At 63.0% G+C, this 20,247-nt stretch carries 21 protein-coding genes; 13 read left to right on the top strand and 8 right to left on the bottom strand.

All coding sequences use genetic code 11. The features are described from left to right. Positions 1–26: 26 nt before the first annotated feature. The gene (gene dcd / locus BLS08_RS15100) at positions 27–593 is read right to left on the bottom strand and encodes a dCTP deaminase (RefSeq protein WP_004423764.1); all 567 of its coding nucleotides are present in this window, start codon (positions 591–593) and stop codon (positions 27–29) included. Between the two features lie 300 nt (positions 594–893). Between dcd and BLS08_RS15095 the strand changes: the two genes are divergently transcribed. Further along, positions 894–1,103 carry a cold-shock protein gene (locus tag BLS08_RS15095; RefSeq protein WP_004423761.1) on the top strand — a complete coding sequence of 70 codons (210 nt, stop codon included), beginning with the start codon at positions 894–896 and terminating at the stop codon, positions 1,101–1,103. Positions 1,104–1,516: 413 nt separating this feature from the next. Here the strand turns inward: BLS08_RS15095 and apbC are convergent, their stop codons facing one another. Then, positions 1,517–2,605 (bottom strand): iron-sulfur cluster carrier protein ApbC, encoded by a 1,089-nt coding sequence (apbC, locus tag BLS08_RS15090; RefSeq protein ID WP_045734447.1) that lies wholly within the window; start codon positions 2,603–2,605, stop codon positions 1,517–1,519. Between the two features lie 162 nt (positions 2,606–2,767). On the opposite strand from apbC, the gene metG reads away from it, so the two are divergent. The 9 genes from metG to BLS08_RS15045 all read left to right on the top strand — a co-directional run bounded on the left by metG (position 2,768) and on the right by BLS08_RS15045 (position 12,003). Continuing rightward, on the top strand, positions 2,768–4,804 hold the full coding sequence (gene metG, locus BLS08_RS15085) for a methionine--tRNA ligase (RefSeq protein ID WP_055987474.1): 2,037 nt from the start codon (positions 2,768–2,770) through the stop codon (positions 4,802–4,804). 119 nt (positions 4,805–4,923) lie between these two features. Next, positions 4,924–5,508, top strand: a complete 585-nt coding sequence (gene rsxA, locus BLS08_RS15080; RefSeq protein WP_021488430.1) for an electron transport complex subunit RsxA — start codon at positions 4,924–4,926, stop codon at positions 5,506–5,508. Further along, positions 5,505–6,080, top strand: coding sequence for an electron transport complex subunit RsxB (gene rsxB, locus BLS08_RS15075; RefSeq protein ID WP_012017990.1), 576 nt, complete (start codon positions 5,505–5,507; stop codon positions 6,078–6,080). Before rsxA ends, rsxB begins: the two co-directional genes overlap by 4 nt. Continuing rightward, entirely contained in the window at positions 6,077–8,521 is a 2,445-nt protein-coding gene (gene rsxC / locus BLS08_RS15070; RefSeq protein ID WP_021488428.1) for an electron transport complex subunit RsxC, read from the top strand. Before rsxB ends, rsxC begins: the two co-directional genes overlap by 4 nt. 79 nt (positions 8,522–8,600) lie before the next feature. Further along, positions 8,601–9,632 (top strand): RnfABCDGE type electron transport complex subunit D, encoded by a 1,032-nt coding sequence (locus tag BLS08_RS15065; protein ID WP_021488427.1) that lies wholly within the window; start codon positions 8,601–8,603, stop codon positions 9,630–9,632. 2 nt (positions 9,633–9,634) lie between these two features. After that, on the top strand, positions 9,635–10,270 hold the full coding sequence (gene rsxG, locus BLS08_RS15060) for an electron transport complex subunit RsxG (protein WP_026088657.1): 636 nt from the start codon (positions 9,635–9,637) through the stop codon (positions 10,268–10,270). Further along, positions 10,267–10,974 carry an electron transport complex subunit E gene (locus tag BLS08_RS15055; RefSeq protein ID WP_017677836.1) on the top strand — a complete coding sequence of 236 codons (708 nt, stop codon included), beginning with the start codon at positions 10,267–10,269 and terminating at the stop codon, positions 10,972–10,974. Before rsxG ends, BLS08_RS15055 begins: the two co-directional genes overlap by 4 nt. Positions 10,975–11,073: 99 nt before the next feature. Further along, a complete protein-coding gene (gene nth, locus BLS08_RS15050) occupies positions 11,074–11,712 on the top strand; it encodes an endonuclease III (protein WP_013714588.1) in 639 nt (212 codons plus the stop codon). 111 nt (positions 11,713–11,823) lie between these two features. After that, positions 11,824–12,003, top strand: a complete 180-nt coding sequence (locus tag BLS08_RS15045; protein ID WP_017677837.1) for a PA3496 family putative envelope integrity protein — start codon at positions 11,824–11,826, stop codon at positions 12,001–12,003. A 45-nt stretch (positions 12,004–12,048) separates the two neighbouring features. On the opposite strand, the gene BLS08_RS15040 is transcribed toward BLS08_RS15045, so the two are convergent. The 4 genes from BLS08_RS15040 to BLS08_RS15020 all read right to left on the bottom strand — a co-directional run bounded on the left by BLS08_RS15040 (position 12,049) and on the right by BLS08_RS15020 (position 16,076). After that, positions 12,049–13,116: a GGDEF domain-containing protein gene (locus tag BLS08_RS15040; RefSeq protein WP_236699117.1), complete on the bottom strand. Its 1,068-nt coding sequence runs from the start codon at positions 13,114–13,116 to the stop codon at positions 12,049–12,051. Between the two features lie 71 nt (positions 13,117–13,187). Then, complete coding sequence (gloA, locus tag BLS08_RS15035; RefSeq protein WP_017677839.1) at positions 13,188–13,580, bottom strand: lactoylglutathione lyase; 393 nt, start codon at positions 13,578–13,580, stop codon at positions 13,188–13,190. Positions 13,581–13,794: 214 nt separating this feature from the next. Continuing rightward, positions 13,795–15,012 (bottom strand): argininosuccinate synthase, encoded by a 1,218-nt coding sequence (locus tag BLS08_RS15025; protein ID WP_017677840.1) that lies wholly within the window; start codon positions 15,010–15,012, stop codon positions 13,795–13,797. A 116-nt stretch (positions 15,013–15,128) separates the two neighbouring features. Continuing rightward, positions 15,129–16,076, bottom strand: a complete 948-nt coding sequence (locus tag BLS08_RS15020; protein ID WP_017677841.1) for a flagellar protein MotY — start codon at positions 16,074–16,076, stop codon at positions 15,129–15,131. Positions 16,077–16,229: 153 nt separating this feature from the next. Here BLS08_RS15020 and pyrC point away from each other — a divergent pair, with 153 nt between their 5' ends. From pyrC to BLS08_RS15005, 3 genes are all read left to right on the top strand, one after another. Then, positions 16,230–17,276 carry a dihydroorotase gene (pyrC, locus tag BLS08_RS15015; RefSeq protein ID WP_017677842.1) on the top strand — a complete coding sequence of 349 codons (1,047 nt, stop codon included), beginning with the start codon at positions 16,230–16,232 and terminating at the stop codon, positions 17,274–17,276. Then, the gene (gene rnt / locus BLS08_RS15010) at positions 17,273–17,947 is read left to right on the top strand and encodes a ribonuclease T (protein WP_004423716.1); all 675 of its coding nucleotides are present in this window, start codon (positions 17,273–17,275) and stop codon (positions 17,945–17,947) included. Before pyrC ends, rnt begins: the two co-directional genes overlap by 4 nt. 1,091 nt (positions 17,948–19,038) lie before the next feature. Beyond that, complete coding sequence (locus BLS08_RS15005) at positions 19,039–19,257, top strand: bacterioferritin-associated ferredoxin (RefSeq protein WP_004423711.1); 219 nt, start codon at positions 19,039–19,041, stop codon at positions 19,255–19,257. 68 nt (positions 19,258–19,325) lie between these two features. Here BLS08_RS15005 and BLS08_RS15000 read toward each other — a convergent pair whose 3' ends face one another. Together BLS08_RS15000 and BLS08_RS14995 are read right to left on the bottom strand one after the other, a co-directional pair. Then, positions 19,326–19,697 carry a DUF5064 family protein gene (locus BLS08_RS15000; RefSeq protein ID WP_017677843.1) on the bottom strand — a complete coding sequence of 124 codons (372 nt, stop codon included), beginning with the start codon at positions 19,695–19,697 and terminating at the stop codon, positions 19,326–19,328. Positions 19,698–19,792: 95 nt separating this feature from the next. Then, the gene (locus BLS08_RS14995; RefSeq protein WP_017677844.1) at positions 19,793–20,110 is read right to left on the bottom strand and encodes a DUF2288 domain-containing protein; all 318 of its coding nucleotides are present in this window, start codon (positions 20,108–20,110) and stop codon (positions 19,793–19,795) included. Positions 20,111–20,247 lie beyond the last annotated feature (137 nt).

Raw genomic sequence — 20,247 nt, 5'->3', positions numbered from 1 at the left:
CCGGCTTTCTGGCAACGCTTCTGCGATCAGGCCTTGGGCAGGGTTACCCCGGTCTGACCCTGGTACTTGCCACCACGATCACGGTAGGAAACCTCACAGGCCTCATCGGACTGCAGGAACAGCATCTGCGCCACACCTTCGTTGGCGTAGATCTTCGCCGGCAGGTTGGTGGTGTTGGAGAATTCCAGGGTCACGTGACCTTCCCACTCCGGCTCCAGCGGCGTGACGTTGACGATGATGCCACAACGCGCATAGGTGCTCTTGCCCAGGCAGATGGTCAGCACATCACGCGGAATGCGGAAGTATTCGACCGTGCGGGCCAGGGCGAAGGAGTTAGGCGGAATGATGCAAACGTCACTCTTGATGTCGACGAAGCTCTTTTCATCGAAATTCTTCGGGTCGACGATGGCCGAGTGGATATTGGTGAACACCTTGAATTCATCGGCGCAACGTACGTCGTAGCCGTAGCTGGAAACACCGTAGGAGATGACGCGACTGTCGTCGGCACCGCGCACCTGGCGCTCGACGTAAGGCTCGATCATGCCGTGTTCCTGGGCCATGCGGCGAATCCACTTGTCCGATTTGATGCTCATGGCGAGGTGTCCTGAGTGGGCGGTTACGAAAAAAGTGAGCGCATCTTACCGAGGCAGGCGCCACGCTTCAAAGAGTGCCGGCGCGCCCATCAGTCATTATTTGCAAAAAAGCTGCATCGAGCATTCGCACTTGGCGATAAAACCACGTATGGTGTCCCCACTGTGCTGCATGTGTCACCGCGAATCGCTACTTGATGCCTAGATCTCGATCCAAACATCGTCCGACTCCTAGTACTCGTTGCACTCAGTCCCGGCCTGGGCTTTTCCAGGGCTGTTATTACTTTTGTTAGGAGACATCACATGTCCAATCGTCAGACTGGCACCGTTAAGTGGTTCAACGATGAGAAAGGCTACGGCTTCATCACCCCGCAATCCGGTGACGACCTCTTCGTACACTTCAAAGCCATTCAGAGCGATGGCTTCAAGAGCCTGAAAGAAGGCCAGCAAGTGACTTTCGTGGCCACCCGTGGTCAGAAAGGCATGCAGGCTGAGGAAGTTCAGGTTGTCTAACCTGAGCTGACCTGCTTGAAAAGAGCCCCGCCTAGTGCGGGGCTTTTTTGTGGGCGTTTATATGCCCGCAGGAGCGGATTTATCCGCGAAATTCGCGGCTGAAGCGGAATGCCGCCCAGCCGCTCCTACAAAAGCAGGAAAGGCTGCCAAAGCAGCTTTTCGTAGGAGCCCCGCCCCGGGGCGAAGCTTTTCAAATGTGCGCCGCTCTGATTCGCGACAGGGCGCCGCTCCTACAAATTCGATACTCCGACGCTTGAACTAAGTCGGGTGGTAGAGCTGCGCAGGATGCCCACGTCGCAGGGCAATTGGAAAGCCAAGCCAGAACCGAGTCGCCTGCATGGCCCTCTCCCGCACTTCGGGCACCCTCTCCCGCAAGCGGAAGAGGGTCATCAGATGCCGCTAAGCGGCTGCTGTTAGTCCTCACTGATCTCGATGCTGGGCATGGCCGGCTTGCCAGCCAGGGCGATACGCGCACCGACCTTGCGCGCCAGGTCCTGGTAGATCATGGCGATCTGGCTTTCCGGATCGGCAATGGTGGTTGGCTTGCCATCATCGGCCTGCATGCGAATGGCCATCGACAGCGGCAACGAGGCCAGCAACTCGACACCATACTGTGCGGCCAGCTTCTCGCCACCGCCCTCACCGAACAGGTGCTCGGCATGGCCGCAGTTGGAGCAGATGTGCACGGCCATGTTCTCCACCACACCCAGCACCGGAATGTGCACCTTGCGGAACATCTCCACGCCCTTCTTGGCATCGAGCAAGGCAAGGTCCTGCGGGGTGGTGACGATCACGCTGCCTGCCACCGGCACCTTCTGCGCCAGGGTCAGCTGGATGTCGCCGGTACCCGGCGGCATGTCCACCACCAGGTAATCGAGATCGTTCCAGGCGGTCTGGGTGATCAATTGCAGCAAGGCGCCGCTGACCATCGGCCCACGCCAGACCATCGGCGTATTGTCGTCGGTGAGAAAGGCCATGGACATCACCTGCACGCCATGGGCTTCGAGCGGCACGAACCATTTCTGATCCTTCACCTGCGGCCGCGTGCCCTCGGCGATGCCGAACATGATGCCCTGGCTGGGGCCATAGATATCGGCATCAAGAATACCAACGCGCGCGCCTTCACGCGCCAGCGCCAGTGCCAGGTTGGCTGCGGTGGTGGACTTACCCACCCCGCCCTTGCCCGAGGCCACGGCGATAACGTTTTTCACCCCAGCCAGGGCCGGCACCTGCGCCTGCCCCTGGTGCGAGTCGATCACGCAATCGACCTGCACCCGCGCACCGTCGACACCATCGAGGTTCTCCAGCGCCATCTGCAGCATCTGCGCCCAACCGTTCTTGAACAAACCGGCGGCGTAGCCCAGCTCCAGGCGCACGGATACGCGTGCGCCCTGAATATCGACTTCACGCAGACAACCGGCGCTGACCGGGTCCTGATCGAGATGTGGGTCGGTGAACTGACGCAGACAGGCTTCGACCGCTTCGCGGGTGACGGCACTCATGCATGGACTCCAGAAGGCAGCAGAAAAACAGGCCGGCATAATAGCAGCAGCACCGAGCCATGCGCGGTACATCGACCACGCTTACCCGGTGCAGGTGGCTTGCAGCCTGCCGCTGCTTTATAGTTGCCGACTTCCCTCGTTTTACCAGTGCAGCCGATCACCATGACCGAAGCCCGCAAGATTCTCGTTACCAGCGCCCTCCCCTACGCCAACGGCTCCATCCACCTCGGCCATATGCTCGAGTACGTGCAGACCGACATGTGGGTGCGCTACCAGAAGCTGCGCGGCAATCAGGCGATCTACGTCTGCGCCGACGATGCGCACGGCTCGGCCATCATGCTGCGCGCCGAGAAAGAAGGCATCACCCCCGAGCAGCTCATTGCTAACGTACAGGCCGAGCACACCGCCGACTTCGCCGACTTCCTGGTGGACTTCGACAACTACCACTCCACCCACTCGCAGGAAAACCGCGAGCTGTCGGCGGCCATCTACCTGGCGCTGCGCGACAAGGGGCATATCGCCACCCGCGCCGTGACCCAGTACTTCGACCCCGAGAAAGGCATGTTCCTCGCCGACCGCTTCATCAAGGGCACCTGCCCGAAATGTGGCACCGAGGATCAGTACGGCGACAACTGCGAGAAATGCGGCGCGACCTACTCGCCGACCGAACTGAAAAACCCGCGCTCCGCCATTTCCGGTGCGGTGCCGGTGCTCAAGGAGTCGCAGCACTTCTTCTTCAAGCTGCCGGACTTCGAGGCCATGCTCAAGCAGTGGACGCGCTCCGGCGCGCTGCAGGAGGCGGTGGCCAACAAGATCGCCGAATGGCTCGATGGCGGCCTGCAGGAGTGGGACATCAGCCGTGATGCGCCCTACTTCGGCTTCGAGATTCCCGGCGAGCCGGGCAAGTACTTCTACGTCTGGCTGGACGCGCCGATCGGCTACATGGCCAGCTTCAAGAACCTGTGCAGCAAACGCCCGGAGCTGGACTTCGACGCGTTCTGGGGCAAGGACTCGACCGCCGAGCTGTATCACTTCATCGGCAAGGACATCGTCAACTTCCACGCCCTGTTCTGGCCGGCCATGCTCGAAGGCGCGGGCTACCGCAAGCCCACCGCGGTCAATGTGCACGGCTACCTGACGGTGAACGGGCAGAAGATGTCCAAATCGCGCGGCACCTTCATCAAGGCGCGCACCTACCTGGACCACCTGAACCCGGAATACCTGCGCTACTACTACGCCTCCAAGCTGGGCCGCGGCGTGGATGATCTGGACCTGAACCTCGATGACTTCGTGCAGAAGGTCAACTCGGACCTGGTCGGCAAGGTGGTCAACATCGCCAGCCGCTGTGCCGGCTTCATCCACAAGGGCAACGATGGCCTGCTGGTCGCCGCCAACCCGGAGCCGGAGCTGTGGGACGCCTTCCAGGCTGCCGCGCCGAGCATCGCCGAGGCTTACGAGGCGCGCGACTTCTCCCGCGCCATGCGCGAGATCATGGCGCTGGCCGACCGCGCCAACGCCTGGATCGCCGACAAGGCGCCCTGGGCCCTGAACAAGGTCGAAGGCAAGCAGGCCGAGGTGCAGGAAATCTGCGCGCTGGGCATCAACCTGTTCCGCCAGCTGGTGATCATGTTGAAACCCGTGCTGCCGAAGCTGGCCGCCGATGCCGAAGCCTTCCTCAATGTGAAGCCGCAAACCTGGGCCGATCTCTCGCTGCCGCTGGCCAACCACCAGCTCAACCCGTTCAACCCGCTGCTCACCCGCATCGAGCCCGCGAAGATCGACGCCATGGTCGAAGCCTCCAAGGAAGACCTGGCCGCCGAAGCGTCCAAGCCACAGGGCAATGGCGAACTGGCCAAGGACCCGCTGGCCGCTGAGATCAACTTCGACGCCTTCGCCGCCGTCGACCTGCGTATCGCCCTGATCGAGAAGTGCGAGTTCGTCGAAGGCGCCGACAAGCTGCTGCGCCTGTCGCTGGATATCGGTGACGAGAAGCGCAACGTATTCTCCGGCATCAAGTCCGCTTACCCCGACCCGAGCAAGCTGGAAGGCCGCCTGACCCTGTACGTCGCCAACCTGGCGCCGCGCAAGATGAAGTTCGGCATCAGCGAAGGCATGGTGCTGGCCGCCGGCCCCGGTGGTGAGGAAATCTACCTGCTCAGCCCGGATAGCGGCGCCAAGCCAGGCCAGCGCGTCAAGTAAGCACCAGCTAGGCTTATAGGCGTCGAACAAGCCGGCCAATGCCGGCTTGTTTGCATCTACGCGCTTCCCGATAATAGGCGCCCTTTTCCTATGGCCTTTGCGCACTCGACGGCAACCCGATGACCGAACTCGTCCTGATCATGGTCAGCGCCATCCTGGTCAACAATTTCGTGCTGGTGCAGTTTCTCGGCCTGTGCCCGTTCATGGGCGTGTCGAAGAAGATCGAGACGGCCATCGGCCTGTCCCTGGCCACCACCTTCGTGCTGACTCTGGCCGCCATGTGCAGCTACCTGGTGCAGCAGTACGTGCTCAAACCGCTGGATCTGGAATTCCTGCGCACCATCAGTTTCATTCTGGTGATCGCGGTGACCGTGCAGTTCACCGAGATGGTGGTGAACAAGACCAGCCCACTGCTGTATCGCGTGCTGGGTATTTTCCTGCCGCTGATCACCACCAACTGCATCGTCCTCGGCGTCGCCCTGCTCAACGCCAACAAGGCCGAGTTCACCTTCATCACTGCCACCGCCAACGGCTTCGCCGCAGGTCTGGGCTTCTCCCTGGTGCTGGTACTGTTCGCCGCCATGCGCGAACGCATCGCCATCGCCGACGTGCCCAAGTCCTTTCAGGGCGCGGCCATCGGCATGATCACCGCCGGCCTGATGTCGCTGGCCTTCATGGGCTTTGCCGGGCTGATCAAACTATGAGCCTGGTTCTCGTCGCCGTCCTCGCCCTGCTCGGCCTGTGCCTGATCGCCGGCGCCATCCTCGGTTTCGCCGCGGTGCGCTTCAAGGTCGAGGGCGACCCCATCGCCGAACAGATCAACGCCCTGCTGCCACAGACCCAGTGCGGTCAGTGCGGCTACCCGGGCTGCAAGCCCTACGCCGAGGCGATCGCCGGCGGCGACAAGATCAACAAGTGCCCGCCCGGGGGCGAGGCGACCATCCAGGCCTTGGCCGACCTGCTGGACGTCGAGCCCGAGCCGCTGGATGCGGTGGAAGGCGAGAAGCCGCAGATGGTCGCGTTTATCCGCGAAGCCGAGTGCATTGGCTGCACCAAGTGCATCCAGGCCTGCCCGGTGGACGCCATCGTCGGCGCCGCGCGGCAGATGCACACGGTGATCGTCAGCGAATGCACCGGCTGCGACCTGTGCGTCGAGCCCTGCCCGGTGGACTGCATCGACATGATCGAAGTCGGTAGCACCGTACAGAGCTGGAAGTGGGACAAGCCGCTGGCCCCCGGCCAGTTGATCGCCAGCGACCGGGAGCAGGCGGCATGAGCGCACAAGAGCGTATCTGGGATATCCCCGGCGGCATCCATCCGGCCGAGCGCAAGGAGCTGTCAAACCGCACCCCGATCCAGCAGGCGCCGCTGCCGGCCCGCCTGACCTTGCCGCTGGGCCAGCATATCGGCGCCGTCGCCGAGCCTTGCGTGGTGGTCGGCCAGCGGGTGCGCAAGGGACAGAAGATCGCCGAGGCCACCGGTTTCGTCAGCGCGCCGCTGCATGCGCCGACCTCCGGCACGGTCAGCTTTATCGGCCCGCAGCCCTACCCGCATGTCTCCGGCATGCTGGCGCCGGCCATCGTCATCGACAGCGACGGCCTGGACGAGTGGATCGACCTGACCCCGCATCCCGACTACCGGCATATGGACTCCGCCGAACTGCTGGCGCTGATCCGCGACGCCGGCATCAGTGGCCTGGGCGGCGCGGGCTTCCCCACCGCGGTGAAGCTCACCGCGCGGCCGACGCAGAAGATCCACACGCTGATCATCAACGGCACCGAGTGCGAGCCCTATATCACCGCCGACGACCTGCTGATGCGCGAACGCGCAGCTGAGCTGGTTTCCGGCATCGATATCCTGGTGCAGCTGATCCAGCCCGAGCAGGTGCTGATCGGCATCGAGGACAACAAGCCCGAGGCCATCGCCGCGGTGCGCGGCGCCTGCAGCGAGCGCAGCTACCAGGTGCGGGTGTTCCCCACCAAGTACCCCTCCGGCGGCGAGAAGCAGCTGATCCAGATCCTCACCGGTGTCGAGGTGCCATCGGGCGGCCTGCCGGCCGATATCGGCATCCTCTGCCAGAACGTCGGCACCTGCGTGGCCGTGCACGAGGCCGTAGTGCACGGCAAGCCGCTGATCTCGCGCATCACCACCCTCACCGGCGAGGCCCTGGCGCGCCCGGGCAACGTCGAGTCGCTGTTCGGCACGCCAGTGGGCGAGCTGCTGCAGTTCGCCGGGCTGGACACCAGCAAACTCAATCGCCTGATCATGGGCGGACCGATGATGGGCTTTACCCTGCCCAGCCTCGAGGTGCCGCTGATCAAGACCAGCAACTGCCTGCTGGCCAGCACCGCCGTCGAACTGCCGCCACCACCGCCGGCCATGCCCTGCATCCGCTGCGGCGAATGCGCCGAGGCCTGCCCGGCCAGCCTGCTGCCGCAACAACTGCACTTCTTCGCCTTGGGCCAGGAGCACGAACAGCTCAAGGCGCACAACCTGTTCGACTGCATCGAATGCGGCGCCTGCGCCTACGTCTGCCCATCGAGTATTCCGCTGGTGCAGTACTACCGCGCGGCCAAGGCGGAAATCCGCGATCTGGAACAGAAGCAGCTCAAGGCCGAACACTCCAAGCAGCGCTTCGAACAGCGCCAGGAACGCCTGCGCCGCGCCGAGGAGCAGAAGGAGGCCGAGCGCAAGGCCCGCGCAGAGAAGGCCGCCCGCGCCAAGGCGGCGCAGGCCGAAGCGCCCCCTGCTGCGGCAGCGGCGCCGGCCGATGAGGCGCTTAAGAAACTCAAGATCGAAGCCAGCATGGCCCAGGTCGCGCTGAAGAAGGCGGAAAAACAGCTGGCCGCCCACGACACGCCCGAACTGCAGACTCAGGTCAGCGAGCTGCGTGCCGCTGCCGAAGCCGCACAGAAGGCCCTGGCCGACGCGCAGGCGGCTGCACCTGCCCCGACGCCCAAGCCGGCCGGTGACGAAGCGCTGAAGAAAGCCAAGATCGAAGCCGCCATGCTCAAGGCCCAGCTGCGCAAGCTGGAAAAGATCGAGAACCCGGACGACGATCAGCAGGCCGAACTCGCCCGCCTGCGTCAGCAACTGGAAGCAGCCGAAAAGACCCTGGCCAGCCTGGAAAGCCAAGCGCCCGCACCCGCCGCCAAACCGGCCGGCGACGAAGCGCTGAAGAAAGCCAAGATCGACGCTGCCATGCTCAAGGCACAGCTGCGCAAGCTGGAAAAGATCGAGCCCCCGGACGACGACCAGCAGGCCGAAATCGCTCGCATTCGCCAGCAACTGGAAGCAGCCGATAAGGCCCTGGCAGACCTGGAAAAGCAGGCGCCCGCCCCCGCTGCCAAGCCGGCCGGTGACGACGTCCTGAAAAAGGCCAAGGTCGAGCTGGCGATGAAACGCGCCGAGCTGAAGAAGGCCGAGAAGGCCGGCGCTGACGAAGCCGCACTGCAGCCGCTGCGTGATGCCCTGGCCGCCGCCGAACAAGCCCTGCATGCCGCGGAGGCGGCCTCGGGCAAGCCGGCGCCGGAGCTAGTACGCACCGAACGCCCCGGCGTGGACGAAAAATTCAAGGCGCTGAAGACCGAGGCGGCCTTCGCCCGCGCCGACCTGCGCAAGCTGGAGCGTGACGAGAGCGCCGCTGGCGAGGCGCTGGAACAGGCACGCACACGCCTGGCCGAAGCAGAACGCAAGCTGGCCGAATACCAGCCGTAATGATCGTCCCGGATTGCATCCGGGGAATGAACACCACTGCGCTCAATACGAACGCAGCAACAGAACCACCGGAGCGCCGATGGCCCTGCCCCGCATCACATCGCCCCACGCCACGGGCAGCAACCGTACCCAGCAGGTCATGCTGCAGGTGCTGCTGGCCACCGTGCCGGGCATCCTCGCGCTGACCTGGCTGTTCGGCGCCGGCACCCTGTTCAACCTGCTCTGGGCCAGCCTCTGCGCGCTGGGCTTCGAAGCCGCTCTGCTGGCCGCGCGCAAGCGTCCGCTGGCCTTCTTCCTCAAGGACTACAGCGCCCTGGTCACCGCCGTGCTGCTGGCCCTGGCCCTGCCGCCCTACTCGCCCTGGTGGCTGACCCTGATAGCCTGCGGCTTCGCCATCGGCTTCGGTAAGCAGCTCTACGGTGGCCTTGGGCAGAACCCGTTCAATCCGGCCATGGTCGGCTACGTGGTGGTGCTGATCTCCTTCCCGGTGGAAATGACCAGCTGGCCGGCCCCGCACGGTGTCGCTGCGCTGGACGGCCTCAAACACATACTCGGCATCGCCAGCCTGCCCGATGGCTGGGCCCAGGCCACCGCCCTAGATGCACTCAAGGTCAACAAGAGCCTGACCATCGACGAGCTGCGCGCCGCCAACCCGGCCTTCGGCCATTTCGGCGGCGCCGGCAGCGAAGCAGTCAACCTGGCCTTCCTCGCTGGCGGCCTGTACCTGCTGCACAAGCGCCTGATCACCTGGCACGCGCCGCTGGGCATGCTCGCCGCGCTGTTCGTCATGAGCCTGCTGTTCTGGAACGGCAGCGGCTCGGATTCCAACGGTTCGCCGCTGTTCCACCTGCTCACCGGCGCCACCATGCTCGGCGCCTTCTTCATCGTCACCGACCCGGTTTCCGGCGCCACCAGCAATCGCGGGCGTCTGGTATTCGGTATCGGCGTCGGCGTACTGGTCTACGTGATCCGCACCTGGGGCGGCTACCCGGACGCGGTGGCCTTCGCCGTGCTGCTGATGAACCTGGCGGCGCCGACCATCGACTACTACACCCGGCCGCGCAGCTACGGCCATCGCAAGCCCAACAGCGGCTTCAAGCTGGGAGAATGAGCATGCTGCCGGAAATCAGCCGCTCGATGCTGAAGAACGCCCTGGTGCTGGGCCTGTTCGCCATTGGTACCGTCGGCAGCGTGGCCCTGCTGCAACAGGGCACCGCCACTCGTATCGCTGCCGCCGAGCGCGAAGCACAGGTGCGCGCCCTGGCCGAGATCCTGCCGGCCGGCAGCTACGACAACCACCTGCTGGACAACCGCATCGAGCTAAACGCGCCCGAGCTGGGTCACCGCAGCCCGCAATCGGCTTACCTGGCCTTGAAGGGCGACCAGCCCAGCGCACTGATCCTGCCGGTGACCGCACCGGATGGCTACAGCGGCGCCATCCACCTGCTGGTGGGCATCTTCGCCGATGGCCGCCTGGCTGGCGTGCGTGTGCTTGGTCATAAGGAAACACCGGGGCTGGGCGACAAGATCGAGCTGGCCAAGAGCGACTGGGTGCGCAGCTTCGAAGGTAAATCCCTGAGCGATCCCGGCGAAGACGGCTGGGCAGTGAAGAAGGATCGCGGCGAGTTCGACCAGTTCGCCGGTGCCACCATCACCCCGCGCGCCGTGGTCAAGGCCGTGCACGGCGCCCTGCGCTACTTCGACAAGCACCGCGCCCAATTGCTGGGCCTGGCGGAGGACGAGCAATGACCAGTTACCGCGAAATCAGCCTCAACGGCCTGTGGAAGAACAACCCGGCGCTGGTGCAGTTGCTCGGCCTGTGTCCGCTGCTCGGGGTAAGCAACTCCACGGTCAACGCCCTTGGCCTGGCGCTGGCCAGCACGGTGGTGCTGGTGTGCTCGAACACCGCCGTATCGCTGGTACGCGGCGTGGTCAACACCGCCGTGCGTCTGCCGGCCTTCGTCATGATCATCGCCGCGCTGACCACCTGCATCGAGCTGCTGATGCAGGCCTATACCTACGAGCTGTACCAGATCCTCGGCATATTCATCCCGCTGATTACCACCAACTGCGTGATCCTCGGCCGCGCCGACGGTTTCGCCGCCAAGCACGACCCGGCCCGCGCCGCCTACGACGGCCTGATGATGGGCCTGGGCTTCGGCGTGGTGCTGGTGCTGATCGGCGCCGTCCGCGAGCTGCTCGGCACCGGTGCGCTGCTGGCCAACATGCACCTGCTGTTCGGTCCGATTGCCGCCGAGTGGAAGCTCACTCTGGTGCAGGACTACCGGGGCTTCCTGCTGGCCATCCTGCCGCCGGGCGCCTTCATCGTGCTGGGCCTGTTGATCGCCGGCAAGAACCGCATCGATCAGATCGCAGCCGAACGCGCCAAGGCCGTCGCCCCCGAGGCGCCAGCACAGAGCCGTCGCGTGCGGGTCACCGGCGTGATCGAATGACGCCACAAGCGAGCGACCAACCGTAGCCCGGATGCAATCCGGGTATGCCGAACCAACCCGCCCCGGATTGCATCCGGGCTACGCCTGAAGTCCTGAGCCATGAACGCCGCCAAACGCCTGGAAATATTCCGCCGCCTGCACGAGGACAATCCCGAGCCGAAGACCGAGCTGGCCTACAGCACGCCCTTCGAGCTGCTGGTGGCGGTGACGCTATCGGCCCAGGCCACCGACGTCAGCGTCAACAAGGCCACGGCCAAGCTGTTTCCGGTGGCCAATACGCCGGAAGCGATCTACGCCCTGGGCGTCGAAGGACTCTCCGAGTACATCAAGACCATCGGCCTGTACAACAGCAAGGCGAAGAACGTCATCGAGGCCTGCCGCATCCTTATCGAGAAGCACGGCAGTGTGGTGCCGGACAACCGCGAGGACCTCGAGGCCCTGCCCGGCGTCGGCCGCAAGACCGCCAACGTGGTGCTCAACACGGCGTTTCGCCAGTTGGCCATGGCCGTGGACACGCATATTTTTCGCGTCAGCAACCGCACCGGCATCGCACCGGGCAAGAACGTGGTCGAGGTGGAGAAGAAGCTGCTCAAGTTCGTGCCCAAGGATTATCTGCTCGACGCCCACCACTGGCTGATCCTGCACGGGCGCTATGTCTGCACCGCGCGCAAACCGCGTTGTGGCGCCTGCCGCATCGAAGATCTGTGCGAGTACAAGGCCAAGACTTCCGACGATTGATCGACCATAGAATCTGGCGATCTCCTGATTGAAAAAATCTTTTTTACCCGCTCTATTTTTGCCGCTATAAGGTGCGCAAACGGCCCCAGTAACTGGCCTGGAGTGGAATAGATGAGCACTGACAAAGAAGATCTCGAGCTGGACGAAGACTTTGTCGCGGAAGAATCGGACGATGCCGAGCCTGCGGTAGAAGTCGCCAAGACCAATCTGACCAAGCGCCGCATCATCGACAACTTCCTCGAAGAGCGTCGCCTGCACAAACAGCTGGCCGAATACGATTTCGATATCTGATCGCCCGCAACAAGAAGCCCCGCCTGCATGCGGGGCTTTTTTGTATCAGCCGACAGCGCGCAATGCGCGGCGCGCGCACTTGTTGGCGTACATCGCCGCATCGGCTTGCACCAACAGATTATCGAGTCCCTCATCGGGATTCAGCGATGATTCGCTGATCCCCATGCTCATCGATAGTCTCTGACCGGCTCCGCCCTCTGCGCCATGCAAGGCCTGCTCCAGACGCTGCAGCACCTCTTCACTGTCGCTGTAGTCACTGGCCAGCACGACGAACTCATCGCCGCCCAGGCGAGCGATCACGTCGGTGGTACGGAACTGGGTCTTGAGCACTTCGGCCGCCGCCCTGAGCAAACGATCCCCGGCACCATGGCCGAAGCGATCATTGACCGGTTTGAGATCATCGAGATCGGCGTACAGCAACAGGCAACGGCCCTTGCGCCGTTGCGCCGCACGCAGTTCGCGTTCGGCCAGGAGGTGAAAACCACGACGGTTGTACAACCCGGTCAGCTCATCGGTCAGCGATAGCTGGCGCACCGCCTGCTCGGCCAGCTGGCGTTCGCGCACCTCGTCCTGCAAGCGCCGATTGGCCTCGGCCAGTTGCGCCGTGCGCTCTTCTACGCGCTGCTCCAACTCGGCATAGACCTGGACATTCTCCAAGGCCACCGAGGTGGAGTCGGCCAAGGCCTGCAGCAGCTGAATCTGCTCGTCGCAGGCCTGATAAGACTCCGCCCAATAGGTGCCGATGGCGCCGATCGGCTCCAGGGTGCGGATAGGCACCATGACCAGACTTTTGACGAAGGTAGCTCGATACAGCTCATGGGGAATGCGCGAGTCGGCGTAGATATCGGCAATCACCGTGGCGCGACGATTGAGCATAGCCCACCCACTGATGCACGTGCTCAGGGGGAAACGCTGGCCCTTCCACAGGGGCGAGATGGCGTCCTCGTCGCGATAGAAGCATTGCTGCCCATCGCGCAGGACGAAGGTGGCGCCGTCGGCACCGGTCAGCTCGCGGGCCGCACTGCGGACAATCTCCGCCACACGGTCCACGTCCTTCGCCATCGACAGCTCCTGAACCACACGAATAAGGCGCAAGGCCTTGGGATCAGCCATCATGGAGCACCTCGCCGATCAGCGAATAGCCACTATCTCTGTAAGCATTTACTTACAAAGATTTCCAGCTGTCAATCGCTTCGCTTGGGCGACAGCAACTCGACCTTGTAACCGTCCGGATCCTCGACGAAGGCCAGGATGCTGCTGCCATGCTTCATCGGACCCGGCTCGCGGGTGATCTTGCCGCCGCGACTGCGAATGTCCTCGCAGGCCCTGTAGACGTCCTCGACTTCCAGAGCGATATGGCCGTAGCCGGTGCCCAGTTCGTAGCTGTCCACACCCCAGTTGTGGGTCAGCTCGATCACACTGTTGTGCGCTTCGTCGCCATAACCGACGAACGCCAGGGTGAACTGTCCGTCCGGGTAGTCCTTGCGCCGTAGCAAGGTCATGCCCAGCACTTCGGTGTAGAAGGCGATGGATTGGTCCAGGTCGCCGACACGCAGCATGGTATGCAGCAGTCTCATCAGGTTTTCCTCTTCTGGAAAGCAGAACCCCGGCACTTGGCCGGGGTTCTTGTGAGGCAAGAATTTCAGCTTAGCAGGCCGTTGAAAAACGTAGGCGAGGCAGGCAAGACAAAGCAAAAACGGCCGAAAAAGCGCAGTTTACGAGTTGTAAATGAGCATTTTGAGGCCGTTTTTAACGCAGTATTGCCAACGCAGGTAGTTTTTCAACAGCCTGTTAGACCAGCTTGCGGCCCTTGCCGGCAGCGATGCGCATACGCAGAGCGTTGAGCTTGATGAAGCCCGCCGCGTCCTGCTGGTTGTAGGCGCCGCCATCTTCCTCGAAGGTCGCGATATTCGCGTCGAACAGCGAGTCGTCGGACTTGCGGCCGGTGACGATGACGTTGCCCTTGTACAGCTTCAGGCGTACCACACCGTTCACGTTGGCCTGGGAAGCGTCGATCATCTGCTGCAGCATCAGACGCTCCGGGCTCCACCAGAAACCGTTGTAGATCAGGCTGGCGTACTTCGGCATCAGCTCGTCTTTCAGGTGCGCCACTTCGCGGTCGAGGGTGATCGACTCGATGGCGCGGTGGGCCTTGAGCATGATGGTGCCGCCGGGGGTCTCGTAGCAGCCACGGGACTTCATGCCGACGAAACGGTTCTCGACGATGTCCAGACGGCCGATGCCGTTTTCGCCGCCGATGCGGTTCAGCTCAGCCAACACGGTGGCCGGGCTCAGTTCCTTGCCGTCGATGGCAACGATGTCACCGGCCTTGTAGGTCAGCTCGATGTAGGTCGGGGTGTCCGGCGCCGCTTCCGGCGACTTGGTCCAACGCCACATGTCTTCTTCGTGCTCGGTCCAGGTGTCTTCCAGCACGCCACCTTCATAGGAGATGTGCAGCAGGTTGGCATCCATGGAGTACGGCGACTTCTTCTTGCCGTGGCGCTCGATCGGGATGGCGTGCTTCTCGGCGTAGTCCATCAACTTCTCGCGCGACAGCAGGTCCCACTCGCGCCACGGGGCGATGACTTTCACACCCGGCTTCAGCGCATAGGCGCCCAGCTCGAAACGCACCTGGTCGTTGCCCTTGCCGGTAGCACCGTGGGAGATGGCGTCGGCGCCGGTCTCGTTGGCGATTTCGATCAGGCGCTTGGCGATCAGCGGGCGGGCGATGGAAGTACCCAGCAGGTACTCGCCTTCGTAGACGGTATTGGCACGGAACATCGGGTAGACGAAATCGCGGACGAACTCTTCGCGCAGGTCGTCGATGTAGATTTCCTTGACGCCCATCGCCTGAGCCTTGGCGCGGGCCGGCTCGACCTCTTCGCCCTGACCGAGGTCGGCGGTGAAGGTCACCACTTCACAGTTATAGGTATCTTGCAGCCACTTGAGGATCACCGAGGTGTCCAGGCCACCGGAATAGGCCAGAACTACCTTTTTGACGTCCGCCATGCCATCACTCCACGGGTTGTACGGTAAAACCGGTGATTCTACTGGCCCTGCGGGCCAATTTACAGGGGCGCGACAGCTTGTGACGACGAAGCGACGGCGAGAATCAGCGTTTTTGCTCAGGAAGGGGTGCTTCCGACCGGATCGACCGGGGTGCTCGGTGGAGCGATCTGCGGTTCGCTCTGTACCGGGACTTCCGGCGCGGGTACGCGATCCAGGCGCAGGGTCGCGCGACGGTTCTTGGCGCGATTGGCTTCGTTGTTGTTTGGCACCAGCGGGTAACGCTCGCCATGAAAGCGCATGGTGATCTGCTCGACCGGCACGCCACCGGCCACCAGATATTCCTGCACGGCCAGCGCACGACGGCGTGACAGGTCGCGATTGGTCAGACGATTGCCGCTGTTGTCGGCGTGACCGTCGATCTGGAAGCTGTTGATACTCGGGTCGGCCTTGACGAAGTCGAGGATGATGTCGAGCTTGGCCTTGGCCATCGGATCGAGATCGATGCCGCCACCGGGAAAACCGATCTGCGCCTGGCGAATCTGATCGAAATTGACCGGTAGCAACTTGGCGATACAGGCCTGGTAATCGTCATAAGCCTTGTGAAACTTCACCGGCAGCAAACGTACTTCCAGATTGTCGCCACCGTTGAGGGTGCGATGACGCACCAGCGGGCTGCGCCCTTCGAGCAGACCGGTGAGCAGCCGCGAACCCTGCTCCTGCGAGCTGTTGAACGGCACCTCGCCATTGCCGACGCTGACCACACCCAGATTGATGTCGCCGCGCCCTGGCTGCCAAGGCGCGGCCGCCGCCAAGAGGGTCGCCGACCCCGCGCCCATCCAGCGCTCACGGGCCTTGAGGCGGAAGGTGACCTGCTCTCCCGCGCGGCGCACGAACTCGCCGCTGCCAAAGTTGCTGATCGGCTGACTCAGGCGGCACTCGAACTGATCGCCCTCGACGGTCCACTCCACCTTCTCCAGCCGGGTCTGGAAGCTGATGGCGTGCGCTGGCAGGCACAAGGGCATGCCAGCCAGCAGGCTGATCAGAAGGAAATTGGGCGCACGCACGGTCGACTCCACGGCGGTTCACGGCATTCCCAAGGGGTATCGGTCAGGCGCACGGAAACTTGACCCCCGACGTGCGATTGTCGCGTCGGCGCGAGCGCGAACAGGCGCTTTTCAGTTAACATGCGGCCACGTTTTACCCGCCTGGAAGCCTCCATGTCCGACCGCCTGACTCTCCTGCGTCCCGATGACTGGCACATTCACCTGCGCGATGGCGCGGTGCTGCCACACACCGTCGGCGATGCCGCGCGCACTTTCGGCCGCGCCATCATCATGCCCAACCTGGTTCCGCCGGTACGCAACGCCGCCGAAGCCGACGCCTATCGCCAGCGCATTCTCGCTGCACGCCCGGCCGGCAGCCGCTTCGAGCCGCTGATGGTGCTCTATCTCACCGACAACACCAGCCCCGAGGACGTGCGTGCAGCCAAGGCCAGTGGCTTCGTGCATGCCGCCAAGCTCTACCCGGCCGGCGCTACCACCAACTCCGACTCGGGCGTGACCAGCATCGACAAGATCTTCCCGGCGCTGGAAGCCATGGCCGAAGTCGGCATGCTGCTGCTGGTGCATGGCGAAGTGACCCGCGCCGAGATCGACGTGTTCGACCGCGAAAAAGCCTTCATCGACGAGCACCTCACCCGCGTGGTCGAGCGCTTCCCCACACTGAAAGTGGTGTTCGAGCACATCACCACCCGTGACGCGGTGCAGTTCGTCGAGGCCGCCTCGGCCAACGTCGGCGCCACCATCACCGCGCATCACCTGCTGTACAACCGCAATCACATGCTGGTTGGCGGCATTCGCCCGCACTTCTATTGCCTGCCGATCCTCAAGCGCAACGTGCACCAGGAAGCCCTGCTCGACGCCGCCACCAGCGGCAACGCCAAATTCTTCCTCGGCACCGACTCGGCGCCGCACGTCAAGCACGCCAAGGAAGCCGCCTGCGGCTGCGCCGGCTGCTACACCGCCTATGCGGCCATCGAACTGTACGCCGAGGCTTTCGAGCAGCGCGGCGCCCTGGGCAAGCTGGAAGCCTTCGCCAGCTTCCACGGCCCGGACTTCTACGGCATGCCACGTAACAGCGACAGCATCACCCTGGTGCGCGAGGAGTGGACCGTACCGGCCACCCTGCCGCTGGGCGACAACAGCGTGGTGCCGCTGCGCGCCGGCGAAACCCTGCGCTGGAAATTGCTGGAGGCTCAGGCGTGAGCGAAGACAACTACGACGACGAACTCGAACCCAGCCTGCCGTCCGGCCCGCGCACGCCCATGGCGGCGCGCTTTCGCGGTTATCTGCCGGTTGTGGTGGATGTGGAGACCGGCGGCTTCAACTGCGCCACCGATGCCCTGCTGGAAATCGCCGCGACCACCATCGCCATGGACGAGAGCGGCTTTCTGTATCCGGATCACACCCACTTCTTCCGCATCGAACCCTTCGCAGGCGCCAACATCGAACAAGCCGCGCTGGAATTCACCGGCATCAAGCTCGACCACCCGCTGCGCATGGCAGTGAGCGAAGAACATGCCCTGGGCGAAATCTTCAAGGGCCTGCGCAAGTCGATCAAATCAGCTGGCTGCAAGCGCGCGATCCTGGTCGGTCATAACAGTAGTTTCGACCTGGGCTTCCTCAATGCGGCGGTGGCCCGTTGCGGCATCAAGCGCAACCCCTTCCACCCTTTCTCCAGCTTCGACACCGCTACCCTCGCCGGCCTCGCCTACGGCCAGACCGTACTGGCCAAGGCCTGCCAGACTGCCGGTATCGAGTTCGACGGCAAGGAAGCACACTCGGCACGCTACGACACCGAGAAGACCGCCGAACTGTTCTGCGGCATCGTCAATCGCTGGAAGGAAATGGGTGGTTGGGACGAGTTCGATCAGTGAGCCTCTGCGCGGCGATCGAACCCCATGAAAAAACCGGCGTCCGCCGGTTTTTTAGGCTCTTCGCATAATTTTGGGACAAGTACAGATTGGCACCGGACTGGCAAGTTTGTGTGCGTATTGCTCACGGGCTTAGCACTATCCATTACCGAGTCCACTGAGCGTTTGGGTTGCGCCCCTTACGGGCGCCACACCTTGATTCGCTGCGCTCGCCCTTCGGGCCAGCCTGCGGCTGTTACTCCGCTGCGCTGCGTCTCTTTGCTTGCCCAAGAAAGGTGTGCCAAAGAAGGGCACCCGGCATTTTAATTCCAGTCAGTTAAGCGTCGATGCTGCGAATGGGTAGGAGTGGCGCCCCGCCGCGAACTAAGTCGATGCGCAATTGAAAAGCTTCGCCCCGAGGCGGGGCTCCTACAAAGGGCTGCTTTGGCAACCTGATCTGATCGGCATTACCCTGCCTCCGGGTTTTGCTGCGCGAAACTCCCCACGCCCCGATGCTGCTCCGGGGGCCGGGGCGCGAGCTTGCATAATCTTTGCGGAATTGAAATTGGCGGTGTCTGGCCTTTGCCTTTGCTCTTCAACTGCGATCTCACAGACGACGCTCAAATCCCCTTCAGGAGGCCGAGTGGAATCGCCACGTAAGGGGTTGAGCGACATGGATGTCGCAAGAGCCACGATGGGCCAGGGAATGGCCCTTCGTGGCGGGCCCCGGGAGTGGTGATGGAGCGAGGGAACCCCGGCGCAGCAGGGCGGGGCGCCTAGCCCGGATGGTGGGGTGCCCTTCTCTTTGGTTACTTTCTCTTGGGCAAGCAAGAGAAAGTGACTCGCCCGTGAGGGGCGAAACCAAGACGAAAGATCGACACGCTAATGATCTTGGCCCAGAGATAAATAGCGCTGCATGCAGAACACACAAACTTGCCAGTCCGGTGTCAAACGTATCCTCCCCGCGAAAACGCAAAGACCTTTTCTAACCGCCCCCGCCGAAAGCTGAACCGTTCGTCAGACACTGCGAGCATTCGCAATCGATCTTTGACAAGCATTCTCATTAACATTAGTATCCGATCCATCGAACAGAACCACCAAGACGAGCCTTGCTTATGTACGTCTGCCTCTGTGAAGGTGTCACCGATACTCAAATCCGCGATGCGGTCTACGAGGGCTGCTGCAGCTACCGTGAAGTGCGCGGCACGCTCGGCATCGCCAGCCAGTGCGGCAAGTGCGCTTGCCTGGCCAAGCAGGTCGTCCGCGAAACCATCGCCGAAGTGCAGAGCAGCCAAGCCTCGCTGGCCTACCCTGCAGGTTTCGTCGCGGCCTGACGCACGACCGAGAATGAAAAACCGGATCCTGGAATCCGGTTTTTTTTCGTCCTCGAACAGCCAGGGGGTCACGTCAGACCGTCGCGCTCCAGGTGATCGAGGTCCACCGCTTCACCCGGCTTGGCGTGCAGCCTGGCGCGAATGTCCTCGAAGATCGCATCGTATTCGGCATGCGCCCGCATGATCGGGCTATGGTTGGGCGGCAGGCCATGCTTGGCCACCAGGCGGGAGATCACGCTGGCGAAATTGAACGCAGTATCACGATGCATCTCAAAGGCTTCCTCGAAGGCCTTGCCGTCGATCTCGCCCACCAGACGCCCATGCAGCATGGGCCCTTCTTGCGAATCCTCGCGCACCTCATAGTAGAAATCGATGCTGTAACCGGGTTGCCCGCCCAGGCCAGGCGGATTGCTGCGATGCAGGTGACCAGGTTCGAACATGGGGCTCACTCCTTTACCGTGGCGCTGCGAGAACCTCCCTCACGGGAGCGTGCGAAGAGTCTAGCTCGCTGCTCACAGCCCTGCAGCGCGCCATTTCAGTGCAGGGTCGAATCCCCTGCCCTTTCCTGTACCAGCACCCAGGGGGCGACCACGACTGCCCACAACTGCGGGTCACGCGAGAGCAGATCTTCGGCACGTGAATCTTCGAGCTTGCACAGCAGGCCTTGGATCATCCATTGCGCGACTCGAGCCTGATCGTTCTCGGCCACAGCCTGCGCGACCGCCACCAGATCCTGACTACCCTCGACCCAGAGTAGCGCACCGCGAGCGAAGAACGGCTGCAGTTCCTGCCAACGAATCGGCGCTGTCTCACCGAGCAGCTTGGCATAGAGGGTGCTAGATTGATCCGTCATGGTGTGTCCCGTGTCGATGGCTTTGAATGCAGGCGCGCAATGATAGCGTCGGCAACTGCCCTGGCAACCGCGCGACGCTCGCCAGCCGACCCAGGCCACGCCGTTTTTCTATACATTCCTTGCAATTTAGCGACAAC

The sequence above is a fragment of the Ectopseudomonas chengduensis genome (assembly GCF_900102635.1).
Classification (GTDB): domain Bacteria; phylum Pseudomonadota; class Gammaproteobacteria; order Pseudomonadales; family Pseudomonadaceae; genus Aquipseudomonas; species Aquipseudomonas chengduensis.
The sequence above is the reverse complement of the archived record's forward strand: the minus strand, read 5'-3'. Positions and strand labels throughout refer to the sequence as shown.

What these genes read in the sequence shown, in the direction of transcription:
- BLS08_RS15025 (WP_017677840.1), bottom strand. Translation starts at nt 15,012, where the DNA reads ATGGCGGACGTCAAAAAGGTAGTTCTGGCCTATTCCGGTGGCCTGGAC.
- rsxB (WP_012017990.1), top strand. Translation starts at nt 5,505, where the DNA reads ATGAGCCTGGTTCTCGTCGCCGTCCTCGCCCTGCTCGGCCTGTGCCTG.
- pyrC (WP_017677842.1), top strand. Translation starts at nt 16,230, where the DNA reads ATGTCCGACCGCCTGACTCTCCTGCGTCCCGATGACTGGCACATTCAC.
- BLS08_RS15000 (WP_017677843.1), bottom strand. Translation starts at nt 19,697, where the DNA reads ATGTTCGAACCTGGTCACCTGCATCGCAGCAATCCGCCTGGCCTGGGC.
- BLS08_RS15045 (WP_017677837.1), top strand. Translation starts at nt 11,824, where the DNA reads ATGAGCACTGACAAAGAAGATCTCGAGCTGGACGAAGACTTTGTCGCG.
- BLS08_RS15065 (WP_021488427.1), top strand. Translation starts at nt 8,601, where the DNA reads ATGGCCCTGCCCCGCATCACATCGCCCCACGCCACGGGCAGCAACCGT.
- BLS08_RS14995 (WP_017677844.1), bottom strand. Translation starts at nt 20,110, where the DNA reads ATGACGGATCAATCTAGCACCCTCTATGCCAAGCTGCTCGGTGAGACA.
- rsxC (WP_021488428.1), top strand. Translation starts at nt 6,077, where the DNA reads ATGAGCGCACAAGAGCGTATCTGGGATATCCCCGGCGGCATCCATCCG.
- BLS08_RS15055 (WP_017677836.1), top strand. Translation starts at nt 10,267, where the DNA reads ATGACCAGTTACCGCGAAATCAGCCTCAACGGCCTGTGGAAGAACAAC.
- BLS08_RS15005 (WP_004423711.1), top strand. Translation starts at nt 19,039, where the DNA reads ATGTACGTCTGCCTCTGTGAAGGTGTCACCGATACTCAAATCCGCGAT.
- metG (WP_055987474.1), top strand. Translation starts at nt 2,768, where the DNA reads ATGACCGAAGCCCGCAAGATTCTCGTTACCAGCGCCCTCCCCTACGCC.
- rsxA (WP_021488430.1), top strand. Translation starts at nt 4,924, where the DNA reads ATGACCGAACTCGTCCTGATCATGGTCAGCGCCATCCTGGTCAACAAT.
- nth (WP_013714588.1), top strand. Translation starts at nt 11,074, where the DNA reads ATGAACGCCGCCAAACGCCTGGAAATATTCCGCCGCCTGCACGAGGAC.
- dcd (WP_004423764.1), bottom strand. Translation starts at nt 593, where the DNA reads ATGAGCATCAAATCGGACAAGTGGATTCGCCGCATGGCCCAGGAACAC.
- BLS08_RS15040 (WP_236699117.1), bottom strand. Translation starts at nt 13,116, where the DNA reads ATGGCTGATCCCAAGGCCTTGCGCCTTATTCGTGTGGTTCAGGAGCTG.
- apbC (WP_045734447.1), bottom strand. Translation starts at nt 2,605, where the DNA reads ATGAGTGCCGTCACCCGCGAAGCGGTCGAAGCCTGTCTGCGTCAGTTC.
- gloA (WP_017677839.1), bottom strand. Translation starts at nt 13,580, where the DNA reads ATGAGACTGCTGCATACCATGCTGCGTGTCGGCGACCTGGACCAATCC.
- BLS08_RS15095 (WP_004423761.1), top strand. Translation starts at nt 894, where the DNA reads ATGTCCAATCGTCAGACTGGCACCGTTAAGTGGTTCAACGATGAGAAA.
- rsxG (WP_026088657.1), top strand. Translation starts at nt 9,635, where the DNA reads ATGCTGCCGGAAATCAGCCGCTCGATGCTGAAGAACGCCCTGGTGCTG.